General features: G+C 45.6%; 22 protein-coding genes. 16 read left to right on the plus strand and 6 right to left on the minus strand.

Features of this window, described 5'->3' with window-relative positions; all coding sequences use genetic code 11:
* Positions 1 to 59 precede the first annotated feature (59 nt).
* The 4 genes from KO531_RS09415 to KO531_RS09430 all read left to right on the plus strand — a co-directional run bounded on the left by KO531_RS09415 (position 60) and on the right by KO531_RS09430 (position 3,987).
* Positions 60 to 455 (plus strand): VOC family protein, encoded by a 396-nt coding sequence (locus KO531_RS09415; RefSeq protein WP_219234784.1) that lies wholly within the window; start codon positions 60 to 62, stop codon positions 453 to 455.
* Between the two features lie 34 nt (positions 456 to 489).
* A complete protein-coding gene (locus KO531_RS09420) occupies positions 490 to 1,539 on the plus strand; it encodes a nitronate monooxygenase (RefSeq protein ID WP_219250995.1) in 1,050 nt (349 codons plus the stop codon).
* 221 nt (positions 1,540 to 1,760) lie between these two features.
* Positions 1,761 to 2,678, plus strand: a complete 918-nt coding sequence (locus KO531_RS09425; RefSeq protein WP_219250996.1) for a redoxin family protein — start codon at positions 1,761 to 1,763, stop codon at positions 2,676 to 2,678.
* A 226-nt stretch (positions 2,679 to 2,904) separates the two neighbouring features.
* Positions 2,905 to 3,987, plus strand: coding sequence for an AI-2E family transporter (locus KO531_RS09430; protein WP_113939224.1), 1,083 nt, complete (start codon positions 2,905 to 2,907; stop codon positions 3,985 to 3,987).
* 11 nt (positions 3,988 to 3,998) lie between these two features.
* Here KO531_RS09430 and KO531_RS09435 read toward each other — a convergent pair whose 3' ends face one another.
* The 5 genes from KO531_RS09435 to KO531_RS09455 form a co-directional block, all read right to left on the minus strand.
* Positions 3,999 to 4,286, minus strand: coding sequence for a helix-hairpin-helix domain-containing protein (locus tag KO531_RS09435; RefSeq protein ID WP_219250997.1), 288 nt, complete (start codon positions 4,284 to 4,286; stop codon positions 3,999 to 4,001).
* Positions 4,287 to 4,410: 124 nt separating this feature from the next.
* The gene (locus KO531_RS09440; protein ID WP_105250355.1) at positions 4,411 to 4,989 is read right to left on the minus strand and encodes a nucleoside triphosphate pyrophosphohydrolase family protein; all 579 of its coding nucleotides are present in this window, start codon (positions 4,987 to 4,989) and stop codon (positions 4,411 to 4,413) included.
* A gap of 174 nt (positions 4,990 to 5,163) precedes the next feature.
* Positions 5,164 to 5,748: a TlpA disulfide reductase family protein gene (locus KO531_RS09445; RefSeq protein ID WP_105250354.1), complete on the minus strand. Its 585-nt coding sequence runs from the start codon at positions 5,746 to 5,748 to the stop codon at positions 5,164 to 5,166.
* A gap of 17 nt (positions 5,749 to 5,765) precedes the next feature.
* Positions 5,766 to 6,185 carry a cytochrome c-type biogenesis protein gene (locus KO531_RS09450; protein WP_028761784.1) on the minus strand — a complete coding sequence of 140 codons (420 nt, stop codon included), beginning with the start codon at positions 6,183 to 6,185 and terminating at the stop codon, positions 5,766 to 5,768.
* Positions 6,185 to 8,284, minus strand: a complete 2,100-nt coding sequence (locus KO531_RS09455) for a heme lyase CcmF/NrfE family subunit (RefSeq protein ID WP_219250999.1) — start codon at positions 8,282 to 8,284, stop codon at positions 6,185 to 6,187. Before KO531_RS09455 ends, KO531_RS09450 begins: the two co-directional genes overlap by 1 nt.
* Positions 8,285 to 8,833: 549 nt before the next feature.
* Between KO531_RS09455 and sirA the strand changes: the two genes are divergently transcribed.
* From sirA to KO531_RS09505, 10 genes are all read left to right on the plus strand, one after another.
* A complete protein-coding gene (sirA, locus tag KO531_RS09460) occupies positions 8,834 to 10,897 on the plus strand; it encodes a dissimilatory sulfite reductase SirA (protein WP_105250351.1) in 2,064 nt (687 codons plus the stop codon).
* A gap of 62 nt (positions 10,898 to 10,959) precedes the next feature.
* On the plus strand, positions 10,960 to 11,400 hold the full coding sequence (locus KO531_RS09465) for a rhodanese-like domain-containing protein (RefSeq protein ID WP_028761786.1): 441 nt from the start codon (positions 10,960 to 10,962) through the stop codon (positions 11,398 to 11,400).
* A gap of 85 nt (positions 11,401 to 11,485) precedes the next feature.
* A complete protein-coding gene (locus KO531_RS09470; protein WP_198571993.1) occupies positions 11,486 to 12,268 on the plus strand; it encodes an FKBP-type peptidyl-prolyl cis-trans isomerase in 783 nt (260 codons plus the stop codon).
* 34 nt (positions 12,269 to 12,302) lie between these two features.
* Positions 12,303 to 12,983, plus strand: coding sequence for a tetratricopeptide repeat protein (locus KO531_RS09475; RefSeq protein ID WP_219251000.1), 681 nt, complete (start codon positions 12,303 to 12,305; stop codon positions 12,981 to 12,983).
* Positions 12,984 to 13,070: 87 nt separating this feature from the next.
* Positions 13,071 to 13,562: a nitrous oxide reductase accessory protein NosL gene (locus KO531_RS09480; RefSeq protein ID WP_219251001.1), complete on the plus strand. Its 492-nt coding sequence runs from the start codon at positions 13,071 to 13,073 to the stop codon at positions 13,560 to 13,562.
* Between the two features lie 10 nt (positions 13,563 to 13,572).
* Entirely contained in the window at positions 13,573 to 14,862 is a 1,290-nt protein-coding gene (gene nosD, locus KO531_RS09485) for a nitrous oxide reductase family maturation protein NosD (RefSeq protein ID WP_212599600.1), read from the plus strand.
* Positions 14,859 to 15,899, plus strand: coding sequence for an ABC transporter ATP-binding protein (locus KO531_RS09490; protein ID WP_212599601.1), 1,041 nt, complete (start codon positions 14,859 to 14,861; stop codon positions 15,897 to 15,899). The genes nosD and KO531_RS09490 overlap by 4 nt, the downstream gene beginning before the upstream one ends.
* Positions 15,896 to 16,768 carry an ABC transporter permease subunit gene (locus KO531_RS09495; RefSeq protein ID WP_219251002.1) on the plus strand — a complete coding sequence of 291 codons (873 nt, stop codon included), beginning with the start codon at positions 15,896 to 15,898 and terminating at the stop codon, positions 16,766 to 16,768. Before KO531_RS09490 ends, KO531_RS09495 begins: the two co-directional genes overlap by 4 nt.
* Before the next feature lie 221 nt (positions 16,769 to 16,989).
* A complete protein-coding gene (locus KO531_RS09500; RefSeq protein ID WP_219251003.1) occupies positions 16,990 to 18,273 on the plus strand; it encodes a winged helix-turn-helix domain-containing protein in 1,284 nt (427 codons plus the stop codon).
* A gap of 234 nt (positions 18,274 to 18,507) precedes the next feature.
* Positions 18,508 to 20,622, plus strand: a complete 2,115-nt coding sequence (locus tag KO531_RS09505; RefSeq protein ID WP_219251004.1) for a M13 family metallopeptidase — start codon at positions 18,508 to 18,510, stop codon at positions 20,620 to 20,622.
* Positions 20,623 to 20,673: 51 nt separating this feature from the next.
* Here KO531_RS09505 and KO531_RS09510 read toward each other — a convergent pair whose 3' ends face one another.
* A complete protein-coding gene (locus tag KO531_RS09510; protein ID WP_219251005.1) occupies positions 20,674 to 23,067 on the minus strand; it encodes a fatty acid cis/trans isomerase in 2,394 nt (797 codons plus the stop codon).
* A 255-nt stretch (positions 23,068 to 23,322) separates the two neighbouring features.
* On the opposite strand from KO531_RS09510, the gene KO531_RS09515 reads away from it, so the two are divergent.
* Both KO531_RS09515 and KO531_RS09520 read left to right on the plus strand, forming a co-directional pair.
* The gene (locus KO531_RS09515; protein WP_219251006.1) at positions 23,323 to 23,952 is read left to right on the plus strand and encodes a flavin reductase family protein; all 630 of its coding nucleotides are present in this window, start codon (positions 23,323 to 23,325) and stop codon (positions 23,950 to 23,952) included.
* A 557-nt stretch (positions 23,953 to 24,509) separates the two neighbouring features.
* The gene (locus tag KO531_RS09520; RefSeq protein WP_107949408.1) at positions 24,510 to 25,391 is read left to right on the plus strand and encodes a LysR family transcriptional regulator; all 882 of its coding nucleotides are present in this window, start codon (positions 24,510 to 24,512) and stop codon (positions 25,389 to 25,391) included.
* Positions 25,392 to 25,402: the final 11 nt, after the last annotated feature.

Genomic DNA, 25,402 nt, shown 5'->3' on the forward strand with positions numbered 1-25,402 from the left:
TCATTGGCTTATAGTGGTTTTTTATGATCAATTTCATGCTTAGGTAACAAGGAATCGTTATGTTTATTCCGTCAGGATTTGCACGGGTTAGCCCGTATATGATGATCGCTGATGCCGATAGTTTAGTGGTTTTTTTACAGCAAGCCTTTGATGCTAAAGCGCTACATATTTCCCGTCGGGCTGATGGCAAAATAGCTAATGCACAGATGCAAATCGGCGACTGTTTATTTATGTTGAGTGAGGCGAGTGAAGCTTTTCCGCCTATGCCCGCATCTTATTATTTATATGTGGAAAATGCCGATAAAATGGTGGCTCAGGCACTCGCCGCTGCGGGTGAATTAGTGATGGAAGTGGCGAATATGCCCTATGGCGATCGCCAAGGTGGAGTGCGGGATCCCGTGGGCAATCTGTGGTGGATCTCCCAGCGTTTAGCCGCGGGGCCATATCAGGATTGAGCATCAAGTGATAACAAGTCAAAGGAGGTGATGTATGCCGTGCCAGTTAACCCGATTATTTGGAATCGAATTACCGATTATTCAAGCGCCGATGGCGGGTGTTCAGGGCAGTGCCTTAGCTATAGCTGTGTCGCAAGCGGGGGCGTTGGGATCTTTGCCCTGCGCCATGTTATCCCTCGAAGCCTTAGATACCGCCTTGACACATATTCGCACCCAGACGGCTAAGCCCATCAATGTAAACTTCTTTTGTCATTATGAACCTGAACCGCAAGCAGCGAAACAAGCCGCATGGCTTAATCAACTCGCGCCTTATTTTTCTGAGTTGGGTGTCAATCCTGATAGCCAAACCGTGGGGGCACAACGCGCGCCATATACCAGCACCCAGGCTGAAGTGTTAGCTAAATTTAAACCTGAGGTGGTGAGTTTTCATTTTGGCTTACCGAATGAAGATTTGTTGCTGGAGATAAAGTCTTGGGGTTCAAAAATCATTTCGACAGCGACAACTGTAGAAGAAGCCCTATGGCTAGAAGCGCGTGGTGCGGATGCCATTATTGCGCAGGGTTTAGAGGCCGGAGGTCACAGGGGGCATTTTTTATCCGATGATTTAACCGAGCAGTTAGGCACTTTTAGTCTATTGCCGCAAATCATTGCCGCCGTTGATATTCCTGTTATTGCAGCGGGTGGCATAGTCGATGCCAAGACTGTGCGCGCCGCTATGGCGATGGGCGCTTCGGCGGTGCAAGTGGGGACGGCATACTTACTCTGTCCCGAATGCACCACCAGTGATATTCACCGTGCCGCCCTGCAAAGTGAGGCAGCGCAGCATACGGCTCTGACTAACTTATTCACTGGTCGACCCGCCCGTGGAATTATGAATCGTTTTATGGCAGAGCTTGGCCCCATCAATAATGCCGCACCGGATTTTCCGCTCGCCTCAAGTGCCGTCGCAGTATTGCGAAGCGCCGCTGAACAACAAGGATTTGGTGATTTTAGCCCACTTTGGTGCGGCCAAAATGCAACTGGCTGTCAGGCTATTCCCGCCGCAGAGCTGACGAGGCAATTGGCGTTAGGTTTGATGGTCTAAGATATTGTTGAATAGGTTATTAATACTCATTGGTATGCTCACCAAGGCTTACATTTTACATGACTAAATTAGCGGCTTGTTAGTTTATACTCACTGTTTAAAGGTTGGCTGCTGGGTAGACTGTCGCTTCTTTTAAATTATGTTTTTTCTGTACAAATGGCTGCAAATCACTCGCCCCATAGTCGTGGATGCGAGTGATCTATCAATTTAAGGAAAACACTATGTTGTTACGTCAAATCATTGTTATGTGCCTTGCCGTTATGAGTTTTGCTACGTTTGCGGGCGACAAAGCCTATCAAGATATCGCACTTAAAACCTATCCAGATCAGCAGCAAGTGACTTTAGCCAGTGTTGCGGGTGACAAGCCGATATACCTAAAGTTTTGGGCAACCTGGTGCCAACCTTGTATGGAGCAAATGCCGCATTTTGAAGCCCTGCAGAAGAAATATCAGGACAAGATTAATATCGTCGCGGTGAACATCAATATTAATGAAGAGCAACCTAAGATTGCTGACGTTATCGCGCGTTTCGGGCTCACTATGCCCGTGTGGTTGGATAATGAAGGCGAGCTGGGTGTGGCTTTAGGTTTGGTCGGTACGCCCTATAGTGTATTAATCAATCGTGCTGGAGATGTGGTTTACACTAGCCATGAGTCAGATGCTAATTTAGATAAATTTATCGATATGTTGGCGAATGGCCAAGAGTTGACTGCGCAGACAACGGAGGCACCCAGTGCCGAACAAACAGCTAAGTTACTGAAACCTTGGGAACAAGGTGAGCATTTACTTTTTTTTACCGCAACATGGTGTGATTGGTATTTGGCTGATAGCCGCCCAGAAATGTCTAAAGAGTGTATTACCGTTCAAAAAGGTTTAAATAATCTCGCGCAAAAAGTGCCTAATAAAGCGTGGCACGGTGTGGTCAATCATTTGTGGACAGACGATAAAGCGCTCGAAGATTTTAAGCAGCTTTATCAAACTCAAGTCGATTTTAGTATCGATGAATTAGGTGTGTTATTTAATCATTTTAAAATCCGCAATATTCCTACTTTACTGTGGGTTAAGGATGGTAAAGTTATTCAGCGTATTACCGATTTTAGCCAGCCAGAGAAAGTAGTTGAGCAACTTTCGGCTCAATAAGCTCATTCCAAATGTTAGGCCTTTGATAGATATCCAAAGGCCTTTTGTCTTCAAAGATTGAATAGATACACAGCTTAATATTCGGTGTTAAAGTCATTGCCCATGGGAAGCACTGCGCAATAAACTGATTCGTAGAACGAGTTGGTTAAGCGTTAACCTTGTTTGGTGTAATGCAGAGTGTTTTCCATTTTATCGTTGAATTTTATTGTGTGGGGGGGTTAGCACTATGACGCCGATTTTCAGTAATGCCGCTATTGGTCGTAGTTTGTTGGTTTTGCTCTTGTGTGCTGGCGTATTCTTTTTTATCGATTTTTTAGTGCCCGCCTTAGCTGCATTGATTGTGTGTTTTTCAAGTTGGCCTCTCTATCAAAAACTATTGGCAAAATGCGGTGGTCGCTCGGCGTTGGCGGCAACCATTGCCCTATGTTGTATTGTGCTCGGGCTGATTATCCCGCTGGTGTTTGTATTTTCCTATGCGTTACAAGAGATTAGGACTTGGGTTGATTGGTTGGTGTTTACTAACCAACACGGTTCGCCCGTGCCCTTGTGGATCAAAGATTTACCTTGGATGGGCGAATGGTTAACCCTGCAATGGCAGCAGTTTATTGGTGAACCCCATGAATTAGGCCAAATTATCAGTGCCATTAGTGGCCAGAATTTGAGTGGCATTTCCCGTTGGGTGCTGCAATTGGGTTGGAATACTTTAGGGTTGTTATTGACCTTACTTTTTATGCTGATCACTTTGTTTTTCCTCTATAAAGATGGTCCGCAAGTGGCTAAACAGTTGGATATCGTGGGTGAGCGAGTGCTGCCTGCTCGCTGGCATAGTTTTTCCCGTGTGGTGCCTGCAACAGTCAGTTCTACCGTGATAGGTATGACGCTTATCGCAATTGGTGAGGGTATAGTGCTGGGGATTGCCTATTGGATTGCGGGAGTACCTTCGGCTGTGGCTTTTGGAGTGTTAACCGCCTTTATGGCCTTGGTTCCCGGCGGCGCGCCAACCATGTTTACCTTGATTTCACTCTATCTTGTCGGCACTGGCGATATGACGGCGGGTGTCGGCTTGTTTCTTTGGGGCAGCATAGAGCTGTTTATTGTCGATAAAACCTTAAGGCCTAATCTTGTCGGTGGGCCGATTAAATTGCCTTTCTTACCGACTTTTTTCGGTCTGATCGGCGGCGTAAAAACCATGGGTTTTGTCGGTTTGTTTGTTGGTCCTGTATTGATGGCCCTGCTGGTGGCCATTTGGCGTGAGTGGTTAAGGGAAGAGCCCGAAACGATACCATTGGATAAACAGGCGGATAGATAGTCGCTAAAGCATCATTTCTCTAAGGTATTTTTGCGCTCATCGGTGTAAAACCACCAAGGTTTAGGATCTTCACCTGCCATAAAACGGGTGATGGAGATAAACACATCGAGCATACAGGGGTCGTGTCTCTGGCCCGTTTTGTCACACAGCGTTTGATACAGCTCGTAGGGGTTTCTATCTAACAGCTGCTCAGGCTTATCTATGCCAAGCAAACGTAAATCCGCCGCACAGGCTTTGCCAATATTGGGTAAATCAGTCAATTGCTTAACCTCGGCACGCATGACTTTTGCTGGATTCATACGGATTGCCTCGTTAAAACACACGCTGAAAAGTCATTACTGCTGGATAATCGCTTAGGCGAGATAATTGCCTTGGCGAAATAAGAGCCTGCAAATAACAGGCTCTTAAAAAAAGCTATAAAATCTAGGCTTTAACCAGTGTAGTCAGATCCGCTGGGCGGTAGTAAACCGATTTTAGTACCTTGCCTTGGCGAACCACTTTACCTGCCATTTCCACATCTTTAGCACATTTGGCTATGATGAAATCACCTTGCTGACTACCGACAATTTCAACACCTTGCTTGGCATAGAAGGCAATGGTCTCGGCCAGTTCTTGCTCGTTACGGCACACTTTACTCATATTGCTCGAGTGGACTTCATCCCAGCAGCTAATAAAGTCGATTTCACGGTTTTGAGCCACGCAAAGCAACAAGTCAATCAGGTAACTGATTTCGAGTCTGTCGGTCATGGCCTGTGCGCCTAAATGCACCAAACGCCCCATTAACACATATACAGAATCGACTATGGCATCGGCCTGTTCGATACGGCTATCGGCTTCTGCAAGTTCAGTTAACTCCTCAATAATCAGTGAAGTATGTAAGGTATCGGCCTTGTCATCTAAAGAATCGACATCATTAACGGGCAAGTCGAAGGTGCTACGAAACTCACTGATATCACGATATAAGTGGTCATAAATAGGTTGAGTTAAGCGGGTGAGTTTCATCTGATTTGCCTTGAAATAAAGAGTTTGGCGGCAATTTTAAAGAAATGCGTCGCAGAATACAAAGATGGGGCAGAGATAAAAATACCCGCAGCCAAATAGGCGGCAGCGGGTTTCGGTAAATTTTGGCGGATGACCGAATGGAGAAATATATTGTGAGTCTGTGTTACTTGGTGATTATTGGCCGTATTTTGCAATCAGTTGATCAAGATAAGGGCCAACGTCTTTATCAGCCCAATCGAGATATCCCCGCACAAAACCGACAAGATTACCTTTAGCATCAAAAATATAACTGGCGGGTACGACATTCGCGGGAATGATTTGTTCTATGTTTTGCTCTGGGTCAAGCCAAGTGGCATAGCCGCTAAAGCCATGTTGGTTAAGAAAAGGGCGTACATCTTTAGATTCTTCATCGATAGAGATTGGAATGATGGCGATATTCTTCCCTTGATACTGCTGCTTAAGTTTTTGGAGTTCTGGAATTTCCCTTAAACAGGGGGCGCACCAAGTTGCCCAAAGATTAACTAAAACCAATTTTCCTTGGTGCTGTTTTAGGGTTTGGGTTTGTCCTGATTCATCAATAAAGGGAACTTCTGGTACGCCGCGTGCGTGCTGCATTTCTATAAAACCAGTCATCACAAGGGGCTTAGGGAGGGGCTCTCCCGTACTGTAGAGTTTATTGTCTAGTGAGTGGGCTGAGCTGCTATTAGAAAACAGACCCAAACACACGAGTAGAACAAAGGGAAAATAGTGTAATTTCATCTAGTTATCCTTTACTTTTAAATAGTCGTTTGTGTTTTTCTACGGGTTACCAATGCGAGACACAACCCAACACCAAGCACTAATAACAGCAGTGGCCCAAACCAAAGTGCGAAGGTGGAGGCTTTAAATTCAGGTTGATAACGGATTTTTTGACCATAGCGTTGCACCATAAAATCGATAATCTCATCTTGGTTTTGCCCCTGTTCCAGCATCGAGAATATTTGTGCTTTGAGCTCATGGGCGATTGGCGCCTGTGACTCAAATAGGCTCTGATTCGTCGCCATAGGGCAACGCAGCACTTTACTGATATCTATTGCTTGTTGCTGGTAGGAAAGGCTTGATATGGGCTGAGCTTGCGCGACGGATAAGCATGGGATCCCTATCCCACATAAGGTGATAGGGAGCAGTAAGACTAAAAAGCGCAATATTGGATTCATTAGGCAAGTGTCTCCTGTGGTTTGTGATGGGATAGGGTACCTAAGGTTGTTAAATCAGCTTGGTAGCTAAAATGGCGAGTAGGCCAAGCGGCAATCGCCCCACCTAGCATCATTAATAGCGCACCAAGCCAGATCCAACTCGCAAGGGGTTTATAGCTAATACGGATAAGGTATTCGCTGTCACTTAATTGCAGCCCCATAGACACATAAATATCCCGACATAATCCATGATCGATACCCGCGTGGGACATTTCCATCCCATTGCTTTTAAAGGTTTGGCGTTGCGGCCTAACGTAACCGAGGATCACTTCATCATTCGCACCATCGCGGATACTGATATTGGCTTGGATTGCCGTAAAGCTGTTGGTTTCGACATTCTCAGTGCTTTCATACACTAAGATATAACCCGCCAACGGTTTACCTTGGCCAGGGCCCATTCTGAGGAGGGCTTCCTGTTCAAAAAAGGAGACGGATGTTGCACCAATAATAGTGATAGCCACCCCAAAGTGGGCGAATAGCATGGCTATAAACCCTTGTTTTGATGATTTAACGGGAGGATTTAAGCCGTGCTCATTGCGGTTTTGGGTTAATTGACGGGCATATATTCGTCTACCCAATCCTGAGGCTGCCAATATCGTGAGCAATAAACACACTAGCAACCAAAGTGCTGCGGCAGTGCCAAGGAGTAAAAATAAGCTACTGCCCGAGGCGGCCTGTAAGCTTACCCAGCCAGCGACGGCTAATATCACTAGGCTAGGAATGAGCAAGGAAGCGATACGAGTCTTTGAGGCATTTTGCCATTGCACTATTTGCCATTGCACTAAGGGCGCAATGCCCATTAACAGGACAAGCAAGAAAGTGAGGGGGACAAATATAGCGTTGAAATAAGGGGCCCCCACTGAAAGTGTACCTAAATCGAGCAGCTCATAGATCAAAGGGTAAAATGTACCGAGTAATACGGAAAACCCTGCTACGACTAAGATAACGATCCCGAGCAGTAACAGCGTTTCCTTACTGAAAAGCGCGAAAGTCACATCCTGTTTTAAATGGTGGGCTTTGAGTGCAAAAATGAGTAACGCAACCCCAACAAAAATCACTAATAAGCAGAGGATTGACATGCCACGGGTCGGATCGGCGGCAAAGGCATGTACCGATTGCACTATGCCGGAGCGCACCAAAAAGCTACCGAGTAAACTGAGTGAGAATGCCAATAAGCACAGCAGTAAAGTCGTGAGTTTAAAGCCATGAGTACGTTGAGTGAGAATGAGGGAATGTACTAATGCTGTTGCCACAAGCCAAGGAATAAAGGAGGCGTTTTCTACCGGATCCCAAAACCACCAACCACCCCAACCCAGTTCGTTATAGGCCCACCAAGATCCAAAGGCATTGCCGCCCGTTAGAAACACCCACGCTAATAATACCCAAGGTCGTAAATAGTTAATTTGACGAGTATTAAAACCACCACCGAGCAGTGATGCTAACGCTGCGGCAAAGCAAACTGTGAGGCCAACATAACCAAGAAAGAGCATGGGCGGATGCAGTATGAGTCCTATGTCTTGCAAAATGGGGTTAAGATCTCGCCCTTCAATCGGAATGTTAGGTAATAAACGGGCAAAGGGATTAGAGGTAAAGAGTAAAAATAAGTTAAAACCAAGGATTACTAATGCCAAAATGGCCAACAGCCTCGCAAAATACAGGGCGTCTTGGTATTTATCGCTGGCCTTATCTTGAGTGCAATCCGCCATTTTTATGCGATAACTGATGATCGCGCCCCAAAGTGCAATCGCAAATATCCAAAACAGCATTGACCCTTCGTGGCTACCCCAAACGGCGGCCACTTTATAACCCAAGGCTAATTGGCTATTCGAGTGGTTTGCGACATAAGCAACAGAAAAATCATCAGTCATAAAGCAATAAATTAAGCAAAGAAGTGAAACAAATACCGAGGTAAATATGGCTCTAAAGAGTGTCGGGCTTAATCCTACCAGATAGGCATTATTCTGCTTAACACCGATTAAGGTCAGTGTTGCAGAAAATAATGCCAATACGCTACTGATGATCAGTAATATATGTCCAATTTCTGGAAGCATAGTTGTCATTTATTATGCCTTAGAATAATGTGGTCGCGGTAATATAGTTTTTACAGTTGGCTATTTTACCCGTGTGATTTTTACATGCTGATTTTTATTAAATCAGCTCAGAAACTTGAGTTATTTTCTTGTGATTTTAAATTTACATATAAGACCTTGTTGGAAAAAGTCAGTTTAATCACAAGCTTTAATCACTATTGATTTTAAGGTTAGTCGAGTTTTGTATTTAATAATGTGATCTTATCCGTTATTAAATCATTCCTTTTTACGCTTGATGTTTTTTGAAAAGTAAAATGCATTTTGAGTTTTTTTTATAACTGAAATGTGCTTTTTAACTTCTAAAAAATAAATGACATTAATTTTGTAAGTTATTGTATTTTATTTGTTTTAATTGATTTTATTCATCTTGATTTATCAGCGCAAATTTAGTGTGCTCTAGCTCTGATTTTTAATGGTTTTTTGCCTCCACCATGCTGTAACTGGTCAATTGTTTATGTCGTTCAGTGAGCAATTAGGTTCAGTGGAAAATATAAAACTAATGATAATTAGGAGTGAATGATGAAACGATGGAAATCCAAAATAGCACTCAGCGTGCTGTTTTGTTTAGGTACTATCGTCAGTGTGGCCGGAATAGCATCCGATGCTAAACCGGGCGAGGTAAAGCCTGGCTATGGTAATAAACAACAGAGTGCGGAAGCTCAGGGTATTATGGCTAATCCCGATCTAACACTAGAATCCCGTGGTGTAAGAACACTGCAGGATTATATTGTTCAGGAAAAAGAGTTGTTTGATTTTCTTTTTGAAAATCATCCGGTATTTAAATATGCCGAGCAAGGTCGTTTAAAAGGAACCTATAAGGTCAGTGACCGTGGTGAAGAATACTTACACGGTGGTGATAGCCAAAAATATAGCCAACATCAAGAGGGCAATCGCCCTATGGCATTGCAATATCGCCTCGGTGCCAAGTCGATTTTGGATTTTCCAAATAAGTTTGTTGGACCTGAAAAATGTGGTGAGTGCCACGGTCCACAATATGAAAAGTGGAAACGTTCACGCCATTCAAAAACCTTACGTTTCCCGGGGAGTCATCCCGAAGTCGATAACGATTTAAACAAAACCATGTATGGCACTAAGGATACTTCTATCCTGCCAGACGGCATTACCCCTGATGCAATTTATGCGACGGTGGGAACACCAAGAACCAAATACGGCTTTATCGACAGCTACTTAGTACGCGGTACCTTCCATGTGAAAGACGGTTTACTCAAAGATGGTACTGGCACTATGGTCGCCGGCGGTAACCAATTCTCCCGTGGTTGGGCTGAATGGTTAACCCCTGAAATGGCGAAGAAAATTCAGAAAGTTATTCCTGAATTTCCAACTAAAATGGAAGATTTTGGCGCGAGTGGTTCACACCAGTGGGGTATGAGCTCCTATGGTGCTAAATACGAGAAGGAATTCTTATTCCAACCTGCGAGTTCCTATTGCGAAATGTGCCACACCTTTAAGTTTGATTTTAAAACTAAAGATGAGTTTTTTGCAGCCCTTGGTAATCCTAAAGAGCTCCAAAAACATACAGTGTCACTCGGTATTACCTGTGAAGAGTGTCATGGCGCAGGTGGTCATTTAGACGGCGGTATCGGTGGTGGTATGCCTTCTAACTGTGAGCGTTGTCACCAGCGTTTTAACTTCGTAGAAGAACTTGCGCAAACCCCACAGGGTAAAGAAAAACTGGAATATGCCTTTAACGTGAAGATGAAATCTTCGTGCCCATCTTGTGGTACAGAAGGTTCGCAAATGTTTGCCTCATCTCACTACGATAAGGGTATGCGTTGTTCTACCTGTCATGATCCACACGAAGTGACTGATGGTGATTGGAAATCCGGTATTACTAAACCAAAACTCATCAAAGAATGTACCGATTGCCATACGGCACAGGCTGAAATTGCGAGTAATACCAAGACCCACAGTAAACAAACTTGTCAAAGCTGTCATATGCCAAACATGGGTAGTTGTGAAAACTTCACCGCGATCCAGTTCCCTGATATGGCCGGTTTCGACAACGTTCGTAAATCGCACATGTGGAAAATCGATGTCGATCCATTGCGTAAGACGCTTAACCCACCTGAAGGTAAGTCTCGCGACTCATCCACTAAGGGCTGGACTGTGGCGAAGGACGAAAATGGCCATAACTACCTCGATCTGATGTGGACCTGTGCTCGTACTTCCGCTTCTGATCACGATGTAGTGGATAACAAAGGTTGCCATAGCCAATTTCAATCTAAGTTGGGTGAGGGTCTGCACTTTAAAGATCAACAGCAAATCTACGGCAAAGTTCAGAAGTGGCAAAAACCAGTGAAAGAAACCTATGCCAAAGTAGAAAAAGCCCTTATTAGCATCGATAAGTCGCCCAATATGGCGAAGTTATCGGTAGAAGATAAGACACAAGTGCTGTTGTTGACCGATAAAGCTCAAGATGTCCTCAAGCTGATTAAAGCCGATGGTTCATGGGGTGTTCATGGTGCGCGTTACTCACAAAAACGCTTAGATGCCGCTTTGACCTATGTGACCCAAGCCCAAGCCATTATTGATGGTAATGCGCTGAGTGCGAAGAAAATATAGTTTAACTTGAGTCCTAGTTATCCCCGACACCTTTGGGTGTCGGGGAATATGAGAGCCTAATTATGCATAACATGCTTCGTCAAAGTGTAAGCCGAATATTGATGGTGTTGGCCTTAGGCGTGACTGCGATGCCAGTCATCGCCGGTGGTGGCTCAGAAATGTCTGAAGTGCCCTATAACGAAATCCAATTAAATCCCATTTCGATGATGGAAGCGGAAACCTTAGTCGGCAAGCAAGGCGTTTATTTTTTCGACGTAAATACACTGGAGATATGGGCAGAAGGTTTTATCCCCGGAGCAGTTTTTTTCAATGTTCAGAATTGGAGAGAGTTACTTCCAAAGAATAAAGATGCAGTCATGGTGTTTTACTGCGCTAACCGCCTTTGCACCAGCAGCAATATGGCGGCGAGAGAAACCATGAAGCTAGGTTACACAGGTGTGCGTCATATGGCCGATGGTATTTATGGCTGGCGTATGTCAGGTCGAGTAACAGAAAAACCTTAGTAACACACAGGACCGATGTTTTATCGGTTTGGTTTGCAGGGCCAAAAGGCGAAACCCACAGGGTTAACATTGTAGAGAACATAAAATGAAAACACGTATGCCAACTTCTTTTATCCCCAAAAGCATCACAGTGGCGACCTGCGCCGCATTATTTGTTTCGGTAGCCAGTTTTGCCGCCACAAGTCTGAAAACCGATGCAGATAAAACCTCCTACAGCATTGGCGCTTCTATTGGTAATTACATTTCTGGTCAAGTTTACAACCAAGTTGAATTGGGTTCAGAGGTGAATGTCGACTTAGTCGTGCAAGGTTTTGTGGATGCGCTTAAAGATAAACAGCAATTAACCGACGAAGAAGTGCTGACCTACCTGAACCAAAGAGCAGAACAACTCAATGCCGCAAGAACTGTCGTTGCTGAAAAACAAATGGCAGAAACTAAAAAGGCAAGTGCGGCATATCTTGCTGAAAATCAAAAAAAGTCTGGCGTTAAAGTTACCGCCTCTGGTCTTCAATACGAAGTCTTAACCCAAGGTAAAGGTCATAAACCCAATCCAGAAGATGTGGTCACAGTGGAATATGTTGGCACTCTTATCGATGGGACTGAGTTTGAAAATACGGTTGGACGTAAAGAGCCCACTCGCTTTGCATTAATGTCGGTGATCCCCGCTTGGGAAGAGGGATTAAAGTTGATGCCTGTGGGGTCTAAATACCGTTTTGTGGTACCAGCAAGCCTTGCCTATGGCACTGAAGCCGTAGGTATTATCCCTCCTGAGTCAGCACTTATCTTTGAAATTGAACTGAAAAATATTGAGAAACCCAGCGAAATGAAAGAGATGAAAAATAAAAAGATGATGCCTGCACACGGTTAATCAGGCTCCTAAAACGAGTTGTTTGGAGAGTGAAATGGAGACTGGAATGGTGAGCTTAGGACTAGGCATTGGCATCAGTTTACTGTTGTTTGTTGCTTACATTTATTGGCAGCACATGCGTCTAAACCTAGTAATGGGAATCGCACAGTTGCCAAACATGTCGAGCAAAGTGCCCTTTGCGATGGGAATCGTCCTAGTGCTGCTGACCCTTGCTATCTACAGTCAAACAGGCCGTTTTAGGGATTGGGATCAAGGTCGGCTTGATGAAAATATTGATTATTTAGTCGCGGCCGAGATCACCAAAGCCAGTCGTTGGGCTCAGAGTGAGCCGCAAAACACCTTGGCACTTATGTCATTAGCTCAGGCTTACAATGCGGGAGGTTTGTACTCAGATGCGGTGCTGACCTTAGATAAATTACTCGAAATAGGGGGGGATGATGCCGAAGTGTTAGGGGCAAAAGCTAACGCGCTTTATTACCGTGAGCTTCGGCAAATGACACTTGAAACCCAAGGGGTGATTGCCAAAGCATTATCACTTTCTCCCTTTGAGCCTCAAACCCATATGTTACTCGCGGCAGATGCTTACTTGCATGCTCGTAACCAAGAGGCCATTGACCATTGGCAGCTTTTGCTCAAACACAATGGGGACAGTATCAACCGTGAAGCAATCAATAATGCGATTGCAAAAGCACAAAGCAAAATGAATGAAAGATGAAACCCGTTCTATCAACCCTCGCCGTAAAGATCTGTCCCTGCAAGGAATCTGGCGAGGCGTTGATATTTTAATAAAAGGATAAATAGGATGAAGAAATACTATGCATTGTTGCTGTTAGTGCCCTTGCTATTTGGCTGTAATAAAAGCGAGGCCACAGACCATGTTCATAAAGCCGAGATGATCCACGAGCATGACCGTTGCCATTTATGCGGCATGGTGATCACTAAATATCCCGGACCTAAAGGGCAAGTGCACCTCAAGGCTGAGAAAACGGTACCTAAGTTTTGTTCGGCTCGCGATATGTTTAACTTTGCATTACAGCCTGAAAATAAAAGACAAATTGATTACATGATGGTGCATGACGCGGGCACGACCGATTGGGATCAGCCAGATGATGGCGCCTTTATTGATGCTCAAAGTGCCTTCTATGTTTACGGTACGACCAAGAAAGCTGTGATGGGACCTGCCGTTGCCCCTTTTAGCACTAAAGCCGCCGCCGAAGCCTTTGCTAAGGAATACGGTGGCCGAGTGCTGAGATTTGATGACATCACCCTAGAACTGCTCGCGGGTGATAAATAAGGTTGTGATGATGAAGCTGCGTCTCGTCCTTATCTGGCTGCTGTGCTTTGCCTCTTTCGGTACTTGGGCTGCACTCATTCGGGTAACAGATACAGATTCACTCACTCTTGCCCTTAACAAAGCTCAAGAAGGTGACACCCTAGTGCTGGCCACTGGGGTGTATGAAGGCTCCTTTAAGGTGACGCAATCCATTTCGCTAAAGGGGGAAGTAGGCGCGACATTAGATGCACTGCGCCAAGGCAGTGCATTGGTCATTGAGGCGCCTCAGGTGAGTATTGAGGGGCTCAATATCCGCCACTGGGGACGGGATCTGTATTACCGTGATGCCGCCATTTTACTCAAAAAAGGGGCGGATAATGCGTTGATTAAGGGAAACCGCTTGGTGGGTGAGGGTTTTGGTATTTATGGCGAACAGCTAAACTCACCCATCATCACGGACAATAGTATTAGTGGCAACGGTGCCATTCATGTGCTTGATCGGGGTGATGGCATTTATCTTAAGCATGTTAATTCGCCACAAATTGACCGAAATCAGCTCATTTTTGTCCGTGATGGTGTGTATTTAGAGTCCGTTACCCACAGCCGCATTTATGAAAATCAATTCACTAAGCTTCAATATGGCATTCACTACATGTATACCCAAGCCGACGAAGCGTGGCAAAACCAAGCGATTGCCGTCGATGGCGGTTATGCCCTAATGAATTCAACCCATATTTACCTGCACCACAACCGTGTGACTCAGGCGCGGGACTTTGGCATTTTACTCAACATTACTGAGGCATCCCATGTGCAAGCCAATGTTGCGAGTCAAATCCATAACCCTAAGGGCACTGTGGAGCTTGGCAATGAGGGGAAAGGTATTTTTATTTACGCTGCTCAACATAACCGTATTCAAGATAACGAGTTTAGCCACAGTGATACTGGGATCAGTATGGCCATGGGCGGAGAGGAAAATCGCCTTTGGCATAATCGTATTATGGCCAATCAAACCCAAGTCAAATATGTCGGTGAAAGCCAACTTGAATGGAGTTATCAGGGGCAGGGGAATTACTGGTCGGAATATCAAGGCTGGGATCTGAATGGCGATGGATTAGGGGATATTGTCCATAGGCCGAATGACAGTTTAGATAAACTGTTTTGGCTTTATCCTGAAGCCAAACTGTTGATGGAAAGCCCTGTTGTGTTGTTACTGCGCTGGGTGGAACGCCAATTTAAGCCCCAAGTGACGAGCGGTATAAGTGATAGTTTTCCCCTAATGCAAAGTGGCGCGCACGTACTGATTGATGGAGGTTCGCGATGAATCATCAAACTTTGACCTGCTCAGCAAATAAGCCTATAGCGAGTGCTGATGTGGTTGTTAAAGCGACAAATATCAGTAAATGCTATGGCAAGTTTAAGGCTCTGGATGATGTGAGTTTTGAGGTGTTAGCTGGTCAAGTGATCGCACTCCTTGGGCATAATGGTGCGGGTAAATCTACATTACTCAAGCTTATTTTGGGATTACTTACCCCCACAAGTGGTCTGCTCCAAGTTCAAGGTCATAGTGTGAGCTCCCAACAAGTGCGGCAGAGTTTGTCTTTAGGCTATTTACCTGAAAATGTGAGTTTTTATGACAATATGACCGCTAATGAGCTGCTGCGATATTTCGCTAAGCTTAAGGGCGTTTCCTTGCCTAAAGTACATGAATTACTCGCTGAATTTGGTTTAGAGGCCGCTAAAGATAAGCGTTTGAGTACTTTTTCTAAGGGGATGCGGCAACGTCTTGGGCTCGCGCAGGCGATATTGGCTGAGCCTAAGGTACTGTTACTCGATGAACCGACAGTTGGCTTAGATCCCTTGGCATCGGCTTTCCTGTATCAAAAAATCGCTCAGCTCAGGGCGCAGGGCTGCGCCATTATTATCAGTACCCATGAGTTGGGATTAGTGCAAGATCAGATGGATCGCGCTTTGATCTTAGGTCGAGGGCGAATGTTGGCTTCGGGAAGCTTAACCTCCCTGAGGGCGGCGACTCAGTTACCAAATCATATCTTGTTGCATTTTCTATCTAATACTCAAAGGCAAGCATTGCTAGCAGATCCCATTTTAGCGGCATGTGTTAAGGCAAATGCGGGGCAGGGACTTATGCTAGCCGTGCCACAGGAGCAAAAGTCAGCCGTGTTAAATCACTTATTACAAAAAGTGCCCGCGGGGGATTTTTCTATTGAACCTCCTAGTTTGCAGAGTGTGTTTCATCATTACATGGAAAGTCTTTGCCCCCTTCAGTCGTCAAAAATGCCTACAAAGACTATTAACATAACAGATATAAATCAGGCGATTAATTTGGAATCAGTCCTATGAACCGTTCTGAGGTTTTGCACCATCGTTTAAGTGCTCTGAGCATAGTGAGCACCATAGCCGCCAAAGAGTTTAAGGATAATTTACGTAATCGTTGGTTATGGATGATGGCGGGAATCTTGTTGCTGCTATCTCTGTGTGTGAGTTTTATGGGCAGCGCTGTGTCCGGCAACTTAGTGGTATTTGAGCCTGCCCAGATCCTTTCTGGGTTAGTCACTTTATCGGTATTTATGCTCCCTTTAGGTGCGATTTTATTGAGTTATGACAGCTTTGTTGGTGAAAAAGAATCCGGCACTCTGCTGTTACTGCTGACCTATCCATTAGCACGTTGGCATCTGGTGTGCGGCAAGTTTTTAGGCCATGCCTGCGTGATGACCATTGCCTGCATTTTGGGCTTTGGTTTAACAGGATTAATACTGATATCACTGGGCGATACTCTGGCCCAGTTATCCATAGCTATCGGGTTTAGCCATTTGATTATGAGCAGTATTTTACTGTCATTAGTGTTCGTGCTCTTGGGTTATTGGGTTAGCTTGTGTGTGCGAGAAAAAGCTAAGGCACTGGGGATATTACTCATTTTATGGTTTGTGCTTGTGCTGGTTTATGATCTGATTTTACTCAGTGCTGTGGTTGGAATGAGTGAGATGTTTAATCGTACTGTATTCAATCTACTGATTTTGTTGAACCCTACTGATCTGTTCCGTGCTTTAAATTTACTCGCGACCCCCTCGGATACACTCGCGGCTAAAAGTAGTCTCACTCTGCTTGCTCAAACTGGGTTGGGCTTACCCTTAATGTATGGTTTGCTGGGTGGCTGGATTGGTGCATTACTTTTGTGTTGTTCTTGGATCTTTAAATACCAAGAAATCTAGTTTAGCGACCTCTGTATTAGTCTAACTTTGTACTTATTAAACAATGACTAAACTGAGTATAGAGTCACACTCTTATATGTTGTTAAAAGGTAAAATAAACCATCTTGACTTGGTGATTGCATATCATCGTTTTCTTGGAAAGAAACAATGTCACATGATGATTGCATGTTGTTAGTGTAATCAAACTTTATCAGTATTGGCTGATCTTTCAGGCGTTTAACATGCATAAAATCACATCTTATTTAATGTTAGATGAACAGGCTAAGGAATTAGTCGATCATGTGAATGGGACAACCATCAGCCTGACTTTTTCCGAAAAGGCCTTATTAGTGCTGCTGTTATCATCCACGAATGCCATTTTTACTAAGGAAGAATTGCTGCAGGTCGGCTGGCCTGAAAGGGTGGTTGCTCCTACCTCTTTAACGCAATGCATCAGTACCTTACGTAAAAAGCTCGAACCCTATACCGAAGTGCAGCTTAAAACCGTGGCACGCCGCGGTTATCAATTGCATATCTCTGAACAATCCCATGTAAAGATGTTGGCGATCAATGATGCGAATGCAATTCGTGATGCCTTAGTGGGGGTGTCGGTTTGGACTAAAGTTGCTGGTATTGCCCTTTTGTGCGCTATCTTGGCAATCGTTTGGTATGTGAGCGACCATCATGCGGTGGTTAAACAGGTGGCTAAATGGCATGCCGATAAATATATCAGCCTCAATATTGGTGGCACGCTGGGGACGGCGCGAACCTTCTATATTGGTGATGAGGATCGTTTACATCCTTCATGGTGGCAAAAACATTTAGCGCCAGAGGGAAATCACATCAATAACCTTAATTACTTCAGTGCATTTACCTCAACAGATGGCAAAAATTATTCGATGGCGATTTGCCCTGAGCTGGACGCCGATGCCTGCAGTGGTCACGGCATCATCAATATCACGGCGATAGATGCAAAACCCGCAGGATTAAATATGGCGGAGTTTATTCCGCTGAGCCAAATAATGGAGCAGCGCATTCGCTATAACCGTATTGTCCTCCCTGCGGATGATAAAGGAATGGGTGAGCTACTTGAGCATAATTACCATGCGGATATTTATTTTCCCGTGGCGGGCGAACTCTTAGTTCGTAACGATCTCAGTATGTCTCTGGTCTATGAAGGGCAAAATAAGGGTAAGTTTTATTCGACCTCCTGTATTACAGATCAAGATTGTTTAACGACACCGATTAAATACACTATCCGCGGTGAGTTTGAGCAGTACCAGACCACAATTGATGACCTTAAAGTCGATGTTTTTCACGTTAAAGTGTTACAAAAAGAACTGACAAAACCGGATGAAGTCAGCCATTCTGCTATGCAGTTCTACCGTGAAATTCGTAAGCATGATATCCGTGATGAAGATTTATTTTATTATCGTGTTTATCAAAATGAGCACACGGCAGTATGGATCATTCCTCAGATGGGACAAGTACTTGCGTGGACTCAGTACACTCAGATCAAATTATAAAGTAGTCGTTAGCAAACTTGATTAAGCCGACATAGTGTCGGCTTTTTTGTGCCTGCAGTTGAGCGCGGTCGTGATGATGCTAAGCTGCGAGTTTAAGCGTCTGGCTCAAATTGTTTGCATTAACTTTCTATCATAAAAATTGGCTTTGTTTTACTTCTTCATTCAGTGCCAGTTACACTGCCAAACTTAGCAATCACACTATAAATACAATAATAAAAAAGAGAGGAGTCATTCATGTCGGACCGTCTTATTCCCGTGCTATTACTGTCAACTTCAGTACTGGCTGGGCTCACTGCTTGCAGTGATAACACCACAGAAAACACCGTAAAAACCAGCGAAAATGCGCCAAAAAGTCAAGACGTTGCAGCTCAAATGCCGATTGGCATTAATGTCGCGGCTATGACGCCAACGGTAAAACCAGGGGATGATTTTTATACCTACGCCAATGGCGAGTGGATGAAAACGACGATGATCCCAGCCGATCGCTCCAGCACTGGCGCTTTCCTCGTAGCCTTTGAAGCAACCGAAAAGCATAAAACCAGTTTGATTGCCGATCTGGTGAAAGCGCAACATGCGGCGGGGAGCGACGAAGCGCGTATCGCCGATTTCTACAAGGCTTACACAGATACCGCCGCTATTGATGCCGCAGGAATGAAGCCTGCCGAGGCGGATATTGCCCGTTATGAGGCCATTGCGAGCAAGCAGGATTTATCTGCGGCGTTAGGCGGAAATCTGCGCGCCGATGTCGACCCTCTCAACGCGACTGACTTTTATACCGAAAACCTATTTGGGATCTTCGTCACCCAAGGTTTAGCCACGCCGGGCGAAGTCTTACCTTACTTTTTACAGGGCGGTTTAGGCTTACCTGAGCGTGAATATTACCTGTCTGCCGATCCTAAAATGGTCGACATTCGCACCGCTTACCGCGCTTACATTGAAACCTTGCTCAAAGATGCGGGTGTGAGCGATGCCGCTGTCCGTGCCGATCGTATTTTTGCCCTTGAAAACAAGATTGCCGCGGCCCACGCCAGCCGTGAAGCAAGCGAAGATTTTACTCAGTCTTCGGGTGTATGGAGCCGTGCTGACTTTGATGCCAAAGCATCGGGCATCGATTGGACTGCCTTTCTAGCGGCGGCGCAACTGGGCAATCAGCCTAAATTTGCGGCCTACCATGCAACGGCGATTACGGGACTTTCTGCGCTTGTGGCCTCTGAGCCTTTAGAAGCATGGAAAGATTGGCTCGTGTTCCACCATATCAACAGCCATGCTGATGTGTTGCCATCGGCAATCGACAACGCTTCGTTTGCCTTTAATGGCACTAAGCTTTCTGGCACGCCAGAGCAGCGCAGTCGCGATAAACGTGCCTTAGCGGCACTCGACCAATATTTAGGTGATGCCGTAGGCCATGCCTATGCCGAGCAATATTTCCCCGCTTCAGCCAAAGCAGAAGTCAGCGCTATGGTGGATAACATAGTGACCGCCTTCGGTCAGCGAGTGGAAAAACTCGATTGGATGGACCCTTCAACCAAGAAAGAAGCCCTAGCAAAAGTGGCTACTATGGCGGTGGGCGTGGGTTATCCCGATAAATGGCGCAATTACGACAGCTATGCAGTGACTGCGACCAATGCCTACGCTAATGCCATCAATGGCGAAAAAGTAGAGTACAGCCACCAGTTAGCCAAGATTGGCAAACCAATGGATAAAGGCGAGTGGTGGATGACGCCGCAAGTGGTGAATGCGGTGAACTTGCCGGTGCAGAATGCGCTTAACTTCCCAGCGGGTATTTTGCAACCGCCATTCTTCGATGCTAAGGCCGATGCCGCTTACAACTATGGCGCGATTGGCGCTGTGATTGGCCATGAAATCAGCCATAGTTTTGATAACAATGGCGCGGCCTTTGACTCGACTGGTGCTATGCGTAACTGGTGGACGCCCGCTGACTTTGCTCAATTTGATAAGCAAGGCGATGCGTTAGCGCAGCAGTTTGATGCTTATGCGCCTTTCCCTGATTTACACGTGAATGGCAAGTTGACCTTAGGTGAAAACATTGCCGACGTAGCAGGTTTAGCCGCCGCTTATGATGCTTACCATGCCTCGCTTAAAGGCAAAGATGCGCCTGTGATTGGAGGCTTTACGGGTGATCAACGCTTTTTTATCGGCTTTGCGCAAACCTGGGCCACTAAGATGCGTGACGAAGCCCTGCGTGCTCGGGTGGCAACCGATGGACATGCCCCCGGCATGTACCGCGCGCTGACCGTGCGTAACTTAGATGCTTGGTATACTGCATTCGATGTTAAGCCTGGCGACAAGCTGTATTTGGCTCCAGAAGATCGCGTTAAGATCTGGTAAGTTTACTGCGTTGATTTGAAAGGAAGGGGGACACTAGCGTTCCCCTTTTTATTAACGATTTTGCAGTCGGTTGTAATCCAGCCACCCACTTTCTATCGGGTGATTGTCGAAAAAGATCTGATTGAGTTCGTCACTAAAGGCCCAAAACTTCGGATCAGTACGGCGTACACCCACCATATCTAACAGTGCTTCATAGTCTTTTTCAGTTTGCATTTTCTCTATTGTCGCTACGACGTTAGGCAAGTCCTGTTCTTTCACTCGCCAAAATGCCTCAGGATAACTGCCCAATAAGCCATGCACTAAAGTGACGTCATCTTTAGCGGGTTCGCGGTTACTCGCCTCATTAAACAGGCTCGAAATATTCCGATGAGCGCTATTGCGAACTAAGGTAAATATCTCAGTTTTACCCGCTTTTTCAGGTTCCACCATGATCATGGTTAGTTCAGGTAACAGGGTCGCTTGTGTGCCTTTTAATCGATCTAATGTGTGTAAAAGTGCTTTGCTATGTATTTGCAAGCTACTGTTTTCTATGTGATATCGATTGGGTTGAACCTTAGCAACCTTCTGTCCGAGTTTTTGATACAGCTCGCCCTTTAGATCGTCACTAAAGTAGAGTACGCCCGTAGGCTGATGAAAGGTGTTGATATCCCCTGCGATAAAGGCCGTGAGCTGAGTACCAGCCCCTTGATACCAATCACTCAACTGTTTGCGCCTTTCCTCCTGTGGCAACAGGGTCAGGAAGTTCGATTCCCCCTCCATGCGTAAAAAATCCATGTATAAGCGAGTTAATAGCTGATGGCCGTAGTTACCATAAACATCGAAACCCGCGACCAATAAATAGTGGATACGCTCCAGTAAGGCATAATCGATAATCCAAGCCGTTTTGGGCGGTTCGCCGACTAAGCCTTTGACCACAGTGGCATTGTCGAAGTGGCGCAGCACTGTCAGGCTGGCATTATCATTGGTGTCGTCGCCATCCCAGAGCCCGTCTATGGTGAGGTGCTGGCCGTTTTTGAATTTCTCGTTCAAGAACTGATTACGCGCCCGCATATATTTGCCTTGCTTGGCGGCATATTTCACCCAAGTTACTGCTAATGCAGTGCTTTCTTCCTCTGCAGGCATACGTAGATTTTCAAGTTGGGAATGGTAAAAGGCGCTAAAGTCAGTGTCGTCCATATAATCTGGAGTCACAAAGTACACCCAGAATCTGTCGTTAATGACATTGAGCGCCACCTGACCACGGCACACTGGGCCTTTGATAAAGCCCATAATGGTATCTTGGGCGCGGGTCAGCATAAATCGATAGCGCGCACTGGCAGGAATTTGAATAAAGGCTTCAAAGGGATTGGCCGCAACGCTCGGCTTGTAGCTCGGCAGTTGAGTGACTGAGTAATCCGCATCGATAAACCATTGTTGCCAGTTATTGAGCAAGCCGGTATTTAAAGCGTAGGGGATATGGGTTTTATCGACTATGGTTGCCCGATAAGGCCGAAAGCGGTAATAGACTCGCTCCACCTTAGGATCGTCGAAGGGACGACGGGAGGCGATAATATCCAGCGCTTGCCCCGGCGGCGTCCGAGAACGCACTAACTCGAAGAATAAAGGCTGGGCGTTTGGTTGATTCAAAGACTCAAAATATAAATGGAAGGCAAACAAATGCTCATAAATGTAACGTGCACTTAATTGGCTTTTTAAACTGTCGCCGTTTAAAAACTCTTCCCAGTGGGTTATTTCTGCAATAAATTCAGGTGTAAGCGCTTGTGCAAACGGCAGTGGCGCACCTTGCTCGAGCCAGTGCATCAACACTTGATGTTCATTCGCATTCAGTGCTGGCAAGCCATAAGGCATACCTGCAAGGGGCTGGCTTTGCTCGTATTTGTCCATTTCCTCTAGGCTGGCGCATTGCTGAACTCTGTCTAGGCTGAAATCAAAACGCTTATCTAAAATCTTGTCTTCGGGCAGGGGGTGCATTTGCTTAAGCGTGAGCATTCTGGCTAATACCGAGGCTTGGGTATTGGCTTCTGGGGTTTGATCGCGCTCGTTTAGCATGGGGTAAAACCCGCGTTGACGCCAAGCTTCTGGGGTAAAGGCATCGACAAATAAGCGATTAGGTGTGGCAGCGACTAAGCGTGTGCCTTGGTAGACCTTTTCCTTACTCGCCCCGCGTTCTATACCTTCGCTCGAGGTCATTTTTAACTGACAGGGGGCATCGTAACAGGCATGACATACCACGCATCGGCTATTGAGAATAGGCTCAACTTGTGTGTGCACAAACTCGGCTTGTTGAATAAATTGGCCGTTAAGCTGTGCATTTTCGACGCGTTTTTGCGGTGAGCTAGTGCCAAACAGGCTATTGAAATCGATTTGCGCTACGCTGGCACAACCTGTCGCTAACAGCACTGCGACCAACAACAACCTCTTCCATCCCCCTTTTATCGCGTCCATTCACCGCTCCTTCATTTGCCACATGCTATTTAGCAGAGTTAGGCTTTTTAGCCCACTGATAAGTATCACTTTAGCAGAAGAGTGTGTTGGATTTGAAATTTGCAGCCAGATGTTGTTCAAGGAGCTGACTTAAGTTGCCCTACAGACTTTTGGTCGCTGCTCGAAACTTGGGTAAGATAGCGGCTATAAAAGCGTACCTGTGATGGCTGTATTAATTGCACCAGTATTGTTGTGGCAATAACAAAAGGATGAAGTATGACTGCTGATAACCGCTATTTTTACGAACCGAGCAAAGGCCATGGCCTTGCACACGATCCTTTAAATGCGATTGTGGGGCCTCGACCGATCGGCTGGATTTCATCACGGAATACCGAGGGGCAACGCAATCTCGCACCTTACAGCTTTTTCAATTGTTTCAACTACAAACCGCCCATCATTGGCTTTGCCAGCACAGGCTGGAAAGACAGTGTCGCCAATATTGTCGAAACAGGGGAGTTTGTGTGGAACCTCACCACCCGCGGCTTAGCCGAGCAGATGAATCAAACCTCCGCCATGCTGCCACGCGGTCAAGATGAGTTTAGTTTTGCCGGACTCACGGCTAAAGCTGGCACCATTGTTAAGGCCGATTTAGTGGCTGAAAGTCCAGTAAACTTCGAATGTAAGTTGTCCCAATGTATCCAGTTAACTGCCGCTAATGGCGACAAGATCGATACTTGGTTAGTGTTAGGTGAAGTGGTGGCTGTGCATATTGCTAAGCATTTACTCAATGCCGAGGGGATTTATCAAACTGCTCTTGCCGAGCCCGTATTACGTGCTGGCGGCCCATCGGCCTATTATGGGATCTGTGAAGATCTGCGTTTTGATCTACATAGACCACTAGTGTAAGGGGCTGCTCATTCGCCGCAGGGCTGTGGGTGTTCAAACTTCGTTTGAGTTTTAGGAATTAGTTTAACTTTTAACTTTTTAAATCAAAATCTAAGTCAAAGTCGTGGGGCTTCACCCCACACCCGACCAAGGTGGACTGCTCGTCCTATCCTCCTTGGATTCTCCATGACGCCCCTAGCGAAGTTACATGCATTGGTTACTGGTCTCATACTCCAATAAAAATTGCCTAACGGCTCAGATAGGACATCCCTGTCCCCCCGAGCCTGCGCCATCATCCATGATGTCGCCACGGCCCCACTCAAACAACTAAGAGCTATCTGCGTATTTCGACAACTTCGCAGGGGACGGTGAACTCCTGCTATTTCGGAGTAAGCTGCTTATCTCAAAAGAATTCTGCCTGTCCTATCTTTTATTTAAATCCAAATCTAAATCTAAGTCGTGGGGCTTCACATCTGATTTTTAACAAAGTGTCTTGCATAGGTAAGTTAATGTTGTGATTCCGTCTGACGGGTATTAAAGTCAAGCGCACAACGCGCTTAAAAAATAGTAGAGCACATTTGAATATTCAACGAGTTAAAGCATTTGTATTGACGACTCAACTAGGCTCTGTCTCAGCCGCCGCTCGCGCACTGGGCAAACGTCAGCCGCAAGTGAGTCAGTGGATTGCCGAGCTAGAAGTCGACATAGGTGTGGATTTATTTGAGCGTAGTGCAAATCAAGTGGCACTCACTGCGGGAGGCGAGCATTTACTACCTAAGGCTATTTTAGCCTTGGCCCAATGGGAACAATTTACTCAATCGGCGACCCATTATGCCGAGCTTGGTAAAGGTCGGTTAGTGTTGGGGGTTGAAAATTATATTCCTTTAGAAGTCTTACGTTCGACAATTCAGCGCTATTTAATGCAGTTTCCAACGCTGGATTTTGTCTTAAAAGTGGATACTTTCGATGCATTACACAGTGCATTTCTATCCGATGATATCGACCTTTTACTGTTACATGAAACGGTTGAATTACATCAATCTCAATCGGGTTACTGCCGCCTTGGCGAATATCAAGAGGTAATGTTGATATCTGGACAGCATACATTAGCTTCACAGCAGGTAATCGACCCCGCACAATTAGCGCCCTATCGTGAATATATTTGGGCAGGAGGGCAGACTGAAAGTGATGATCTCGAAGTCGGCTTTAGTGGCCATTATTGCCAAATCCCCGATCTTGCTTTGTTAAAGTCCTTACTTGCCGAAGGGGATGGATATAGTTTTTTGCCGTTATCTTTAGCGCAGACAGAAATCGACAGTGGAAGATTAAAAGTTGTCCAATTGAGTAGTGAATTTGCGCCTATGAAGCGGCGGCTCGAAATGCGCTGGCATCATGGATTTGAGGCCAGCACCTTAGGGTCTTCTTTGCTGACGTTAATAAAAGAGCAACTCAGCAAATAATTAGATTGATA

The sequence above is a fragment of the Shewanella sp. NKUCC06_TVS genome, from assembly GCF_019345515.1.
Taxonomy (GTDB): domain Bacteria; phylum Pseudomonadota; class Gammaproteobacteria; order Enterobacterales; family Shewanellaceae; genus Shewanella; species Shewanella oncorhynchi.

What these genes read in the sequence shown, in the direction of transcription:
- KO531_RS09445 (WP_105250354.1), bottom strand. Translation starts at nt 5,748, where the DNA reads ATGAAATTACACTATTTTCCCTTTGTTCTACTCGTGTGTTTGGGTCTG.
- KO531_RS09495 (WP_219251002.1), top strand. Translation starts at nt 15,896, where the DNA reads ATGAACCGTTCTGAGGTTTTGCACCATCGTTTAAGTGCTCTGAGCATA.
- KO531_RS09515 (WP_219251006.1), top strand. Translation starts at nt 23,323, where the DNA reads ATGACTGCTGATAACCGCTATTTTTACGAACCGAGCAAAGGCCATGGC.
- sirA (WP_105250351.1), top strand. Translation starts at nt 8,834, where the DNA reads ATGAAACGATGGAAATCCAAAATAGCACTCAGCGTGCTGTTTTGTTTA.
- KO531_RS09505 (WP_219251004.1), top strand. Translation starts at nt 18,508, where the DNA reads ATGTCGGACCGTCTTATTCCCGTGCTATTACTGTCAACTTCAGTACTG.
- KO531_RS09470 (WP_198571993.1), top strand. Translation starts at nt 11,486, where the DNA reads ATGAAAACACGTATGCCAACTTCTTTTATCCCCAAAAGCATCACAGTG.
- KO531_RS09500 (WP_219251003.1), top strand. Translation starts at nt 16,990, where the DNA reads ATGCATAAAATCACATCTTATTTAATGTTAGATGAACAGGCTAAGGAA.
- KO531_RS09510 (WP_219251005.1), bottom strand. Translation starts at nt 23,067, where the DNA reads ATGGACGCGATAAAAGGGGGATGGAAGAGGTTGTTGTTGGTCGCAGTG.
- KO531_RS09440 (WP_105250355.1), bottom strand. Translation starts at nt 4,989, where the DNA reads ATGAAACTCACCCGCTTAACTCAACCTATTTATGACCACTTATATCGT.
- KO531_RS09475 (WP_219251000.1), top strand. Translation starts at nt 12,303, where the DNA reads ATGGAGACTGGAATGGTGAGCTTAGGACTAGGCATTGGCATCAGTTTA.
- KO531_RS09465 (WP_028761786.1), top strand. Translation starts at nt 10,960, where the DNA reads ATGCATAACATGCTTCGTCAAAGTGTAAGCCGAATATTGATGGTGTTG.
- KO531_RS09425 (WP_219250996.1), top strand. Translation starts at nt 1,761, where the DNA reads ATGTTGTTACGTCAAATCATTGTTATGTGCCTTGCCGTTATGAGTTTT.
- KO531_RS09415 (WP_219234784.1), top strand. Translation starts at nt 60, where the DNA reads ATGTTTATTCCGTCAGGATTTGCACGGGTTAGCCCGTATATGATGATC.
- KO531_RS09450 (WP_028761784.1), bottom strand. Translation starts at nt 6,185, where the DNA reads ATGAATCCAATATTGCGCTTTTTAGTCTTACTGCTCCCTATCACCTTA.
- KO531_RS09455 (WP_219250999.1), bottom strand. Translation starts at nt 8,284, where the DNA reads ATGACAACTATGCTTCCAGAAATTGGACATATATTACTGATCATCAGT.
- KO531_RS09490 (WP_212599601.1), top strand. Translation starts at nt 14,859, where the DNA reads ATGAATCATCAAACTTTGACCTGCTCAGCAAATAAGCCTATAGCGAGT.
- KO531_RS09430 (WP_113939224.1), top strand. Translation starts at nt 2,905, where the DNA reads ATGACGCCGATTTTCAGTAATGCCGCTATTGGTCGTAGTTTGTTGGTT.
- KO531_RS09420 (WP_219250995.1), top strand. Translation starts at nt 490, where the DNA reads ATGCCGTGCCAGTTAACCCGATTATTTGGAATCGAATTACCGATTATT.
- KO531_RS09435 (WP_219250997.1), bottom strand. Translation starts at nt 4,286, where the DNA reads ATGAATCCAGCAAAAGTCATGCGTGCCGAGGTTAAGCAATTGACTGAT.
- nosD (WP_212599600.1), top strand. Translation starts at nt 13,573, where the DNA reads ATGAAGCTGCGTCTCGTCCTTATCTGGCTGCTGTGCTTTGCCTCTTTC.
- KO531_RS09480 (WP_219251001.1), top strand. Translation starts at nt 13,071, where the DNA reads ATGAAGAAATACTATGCATTGTTGCTGTTAGTGCCCTTGCTATTTGGC.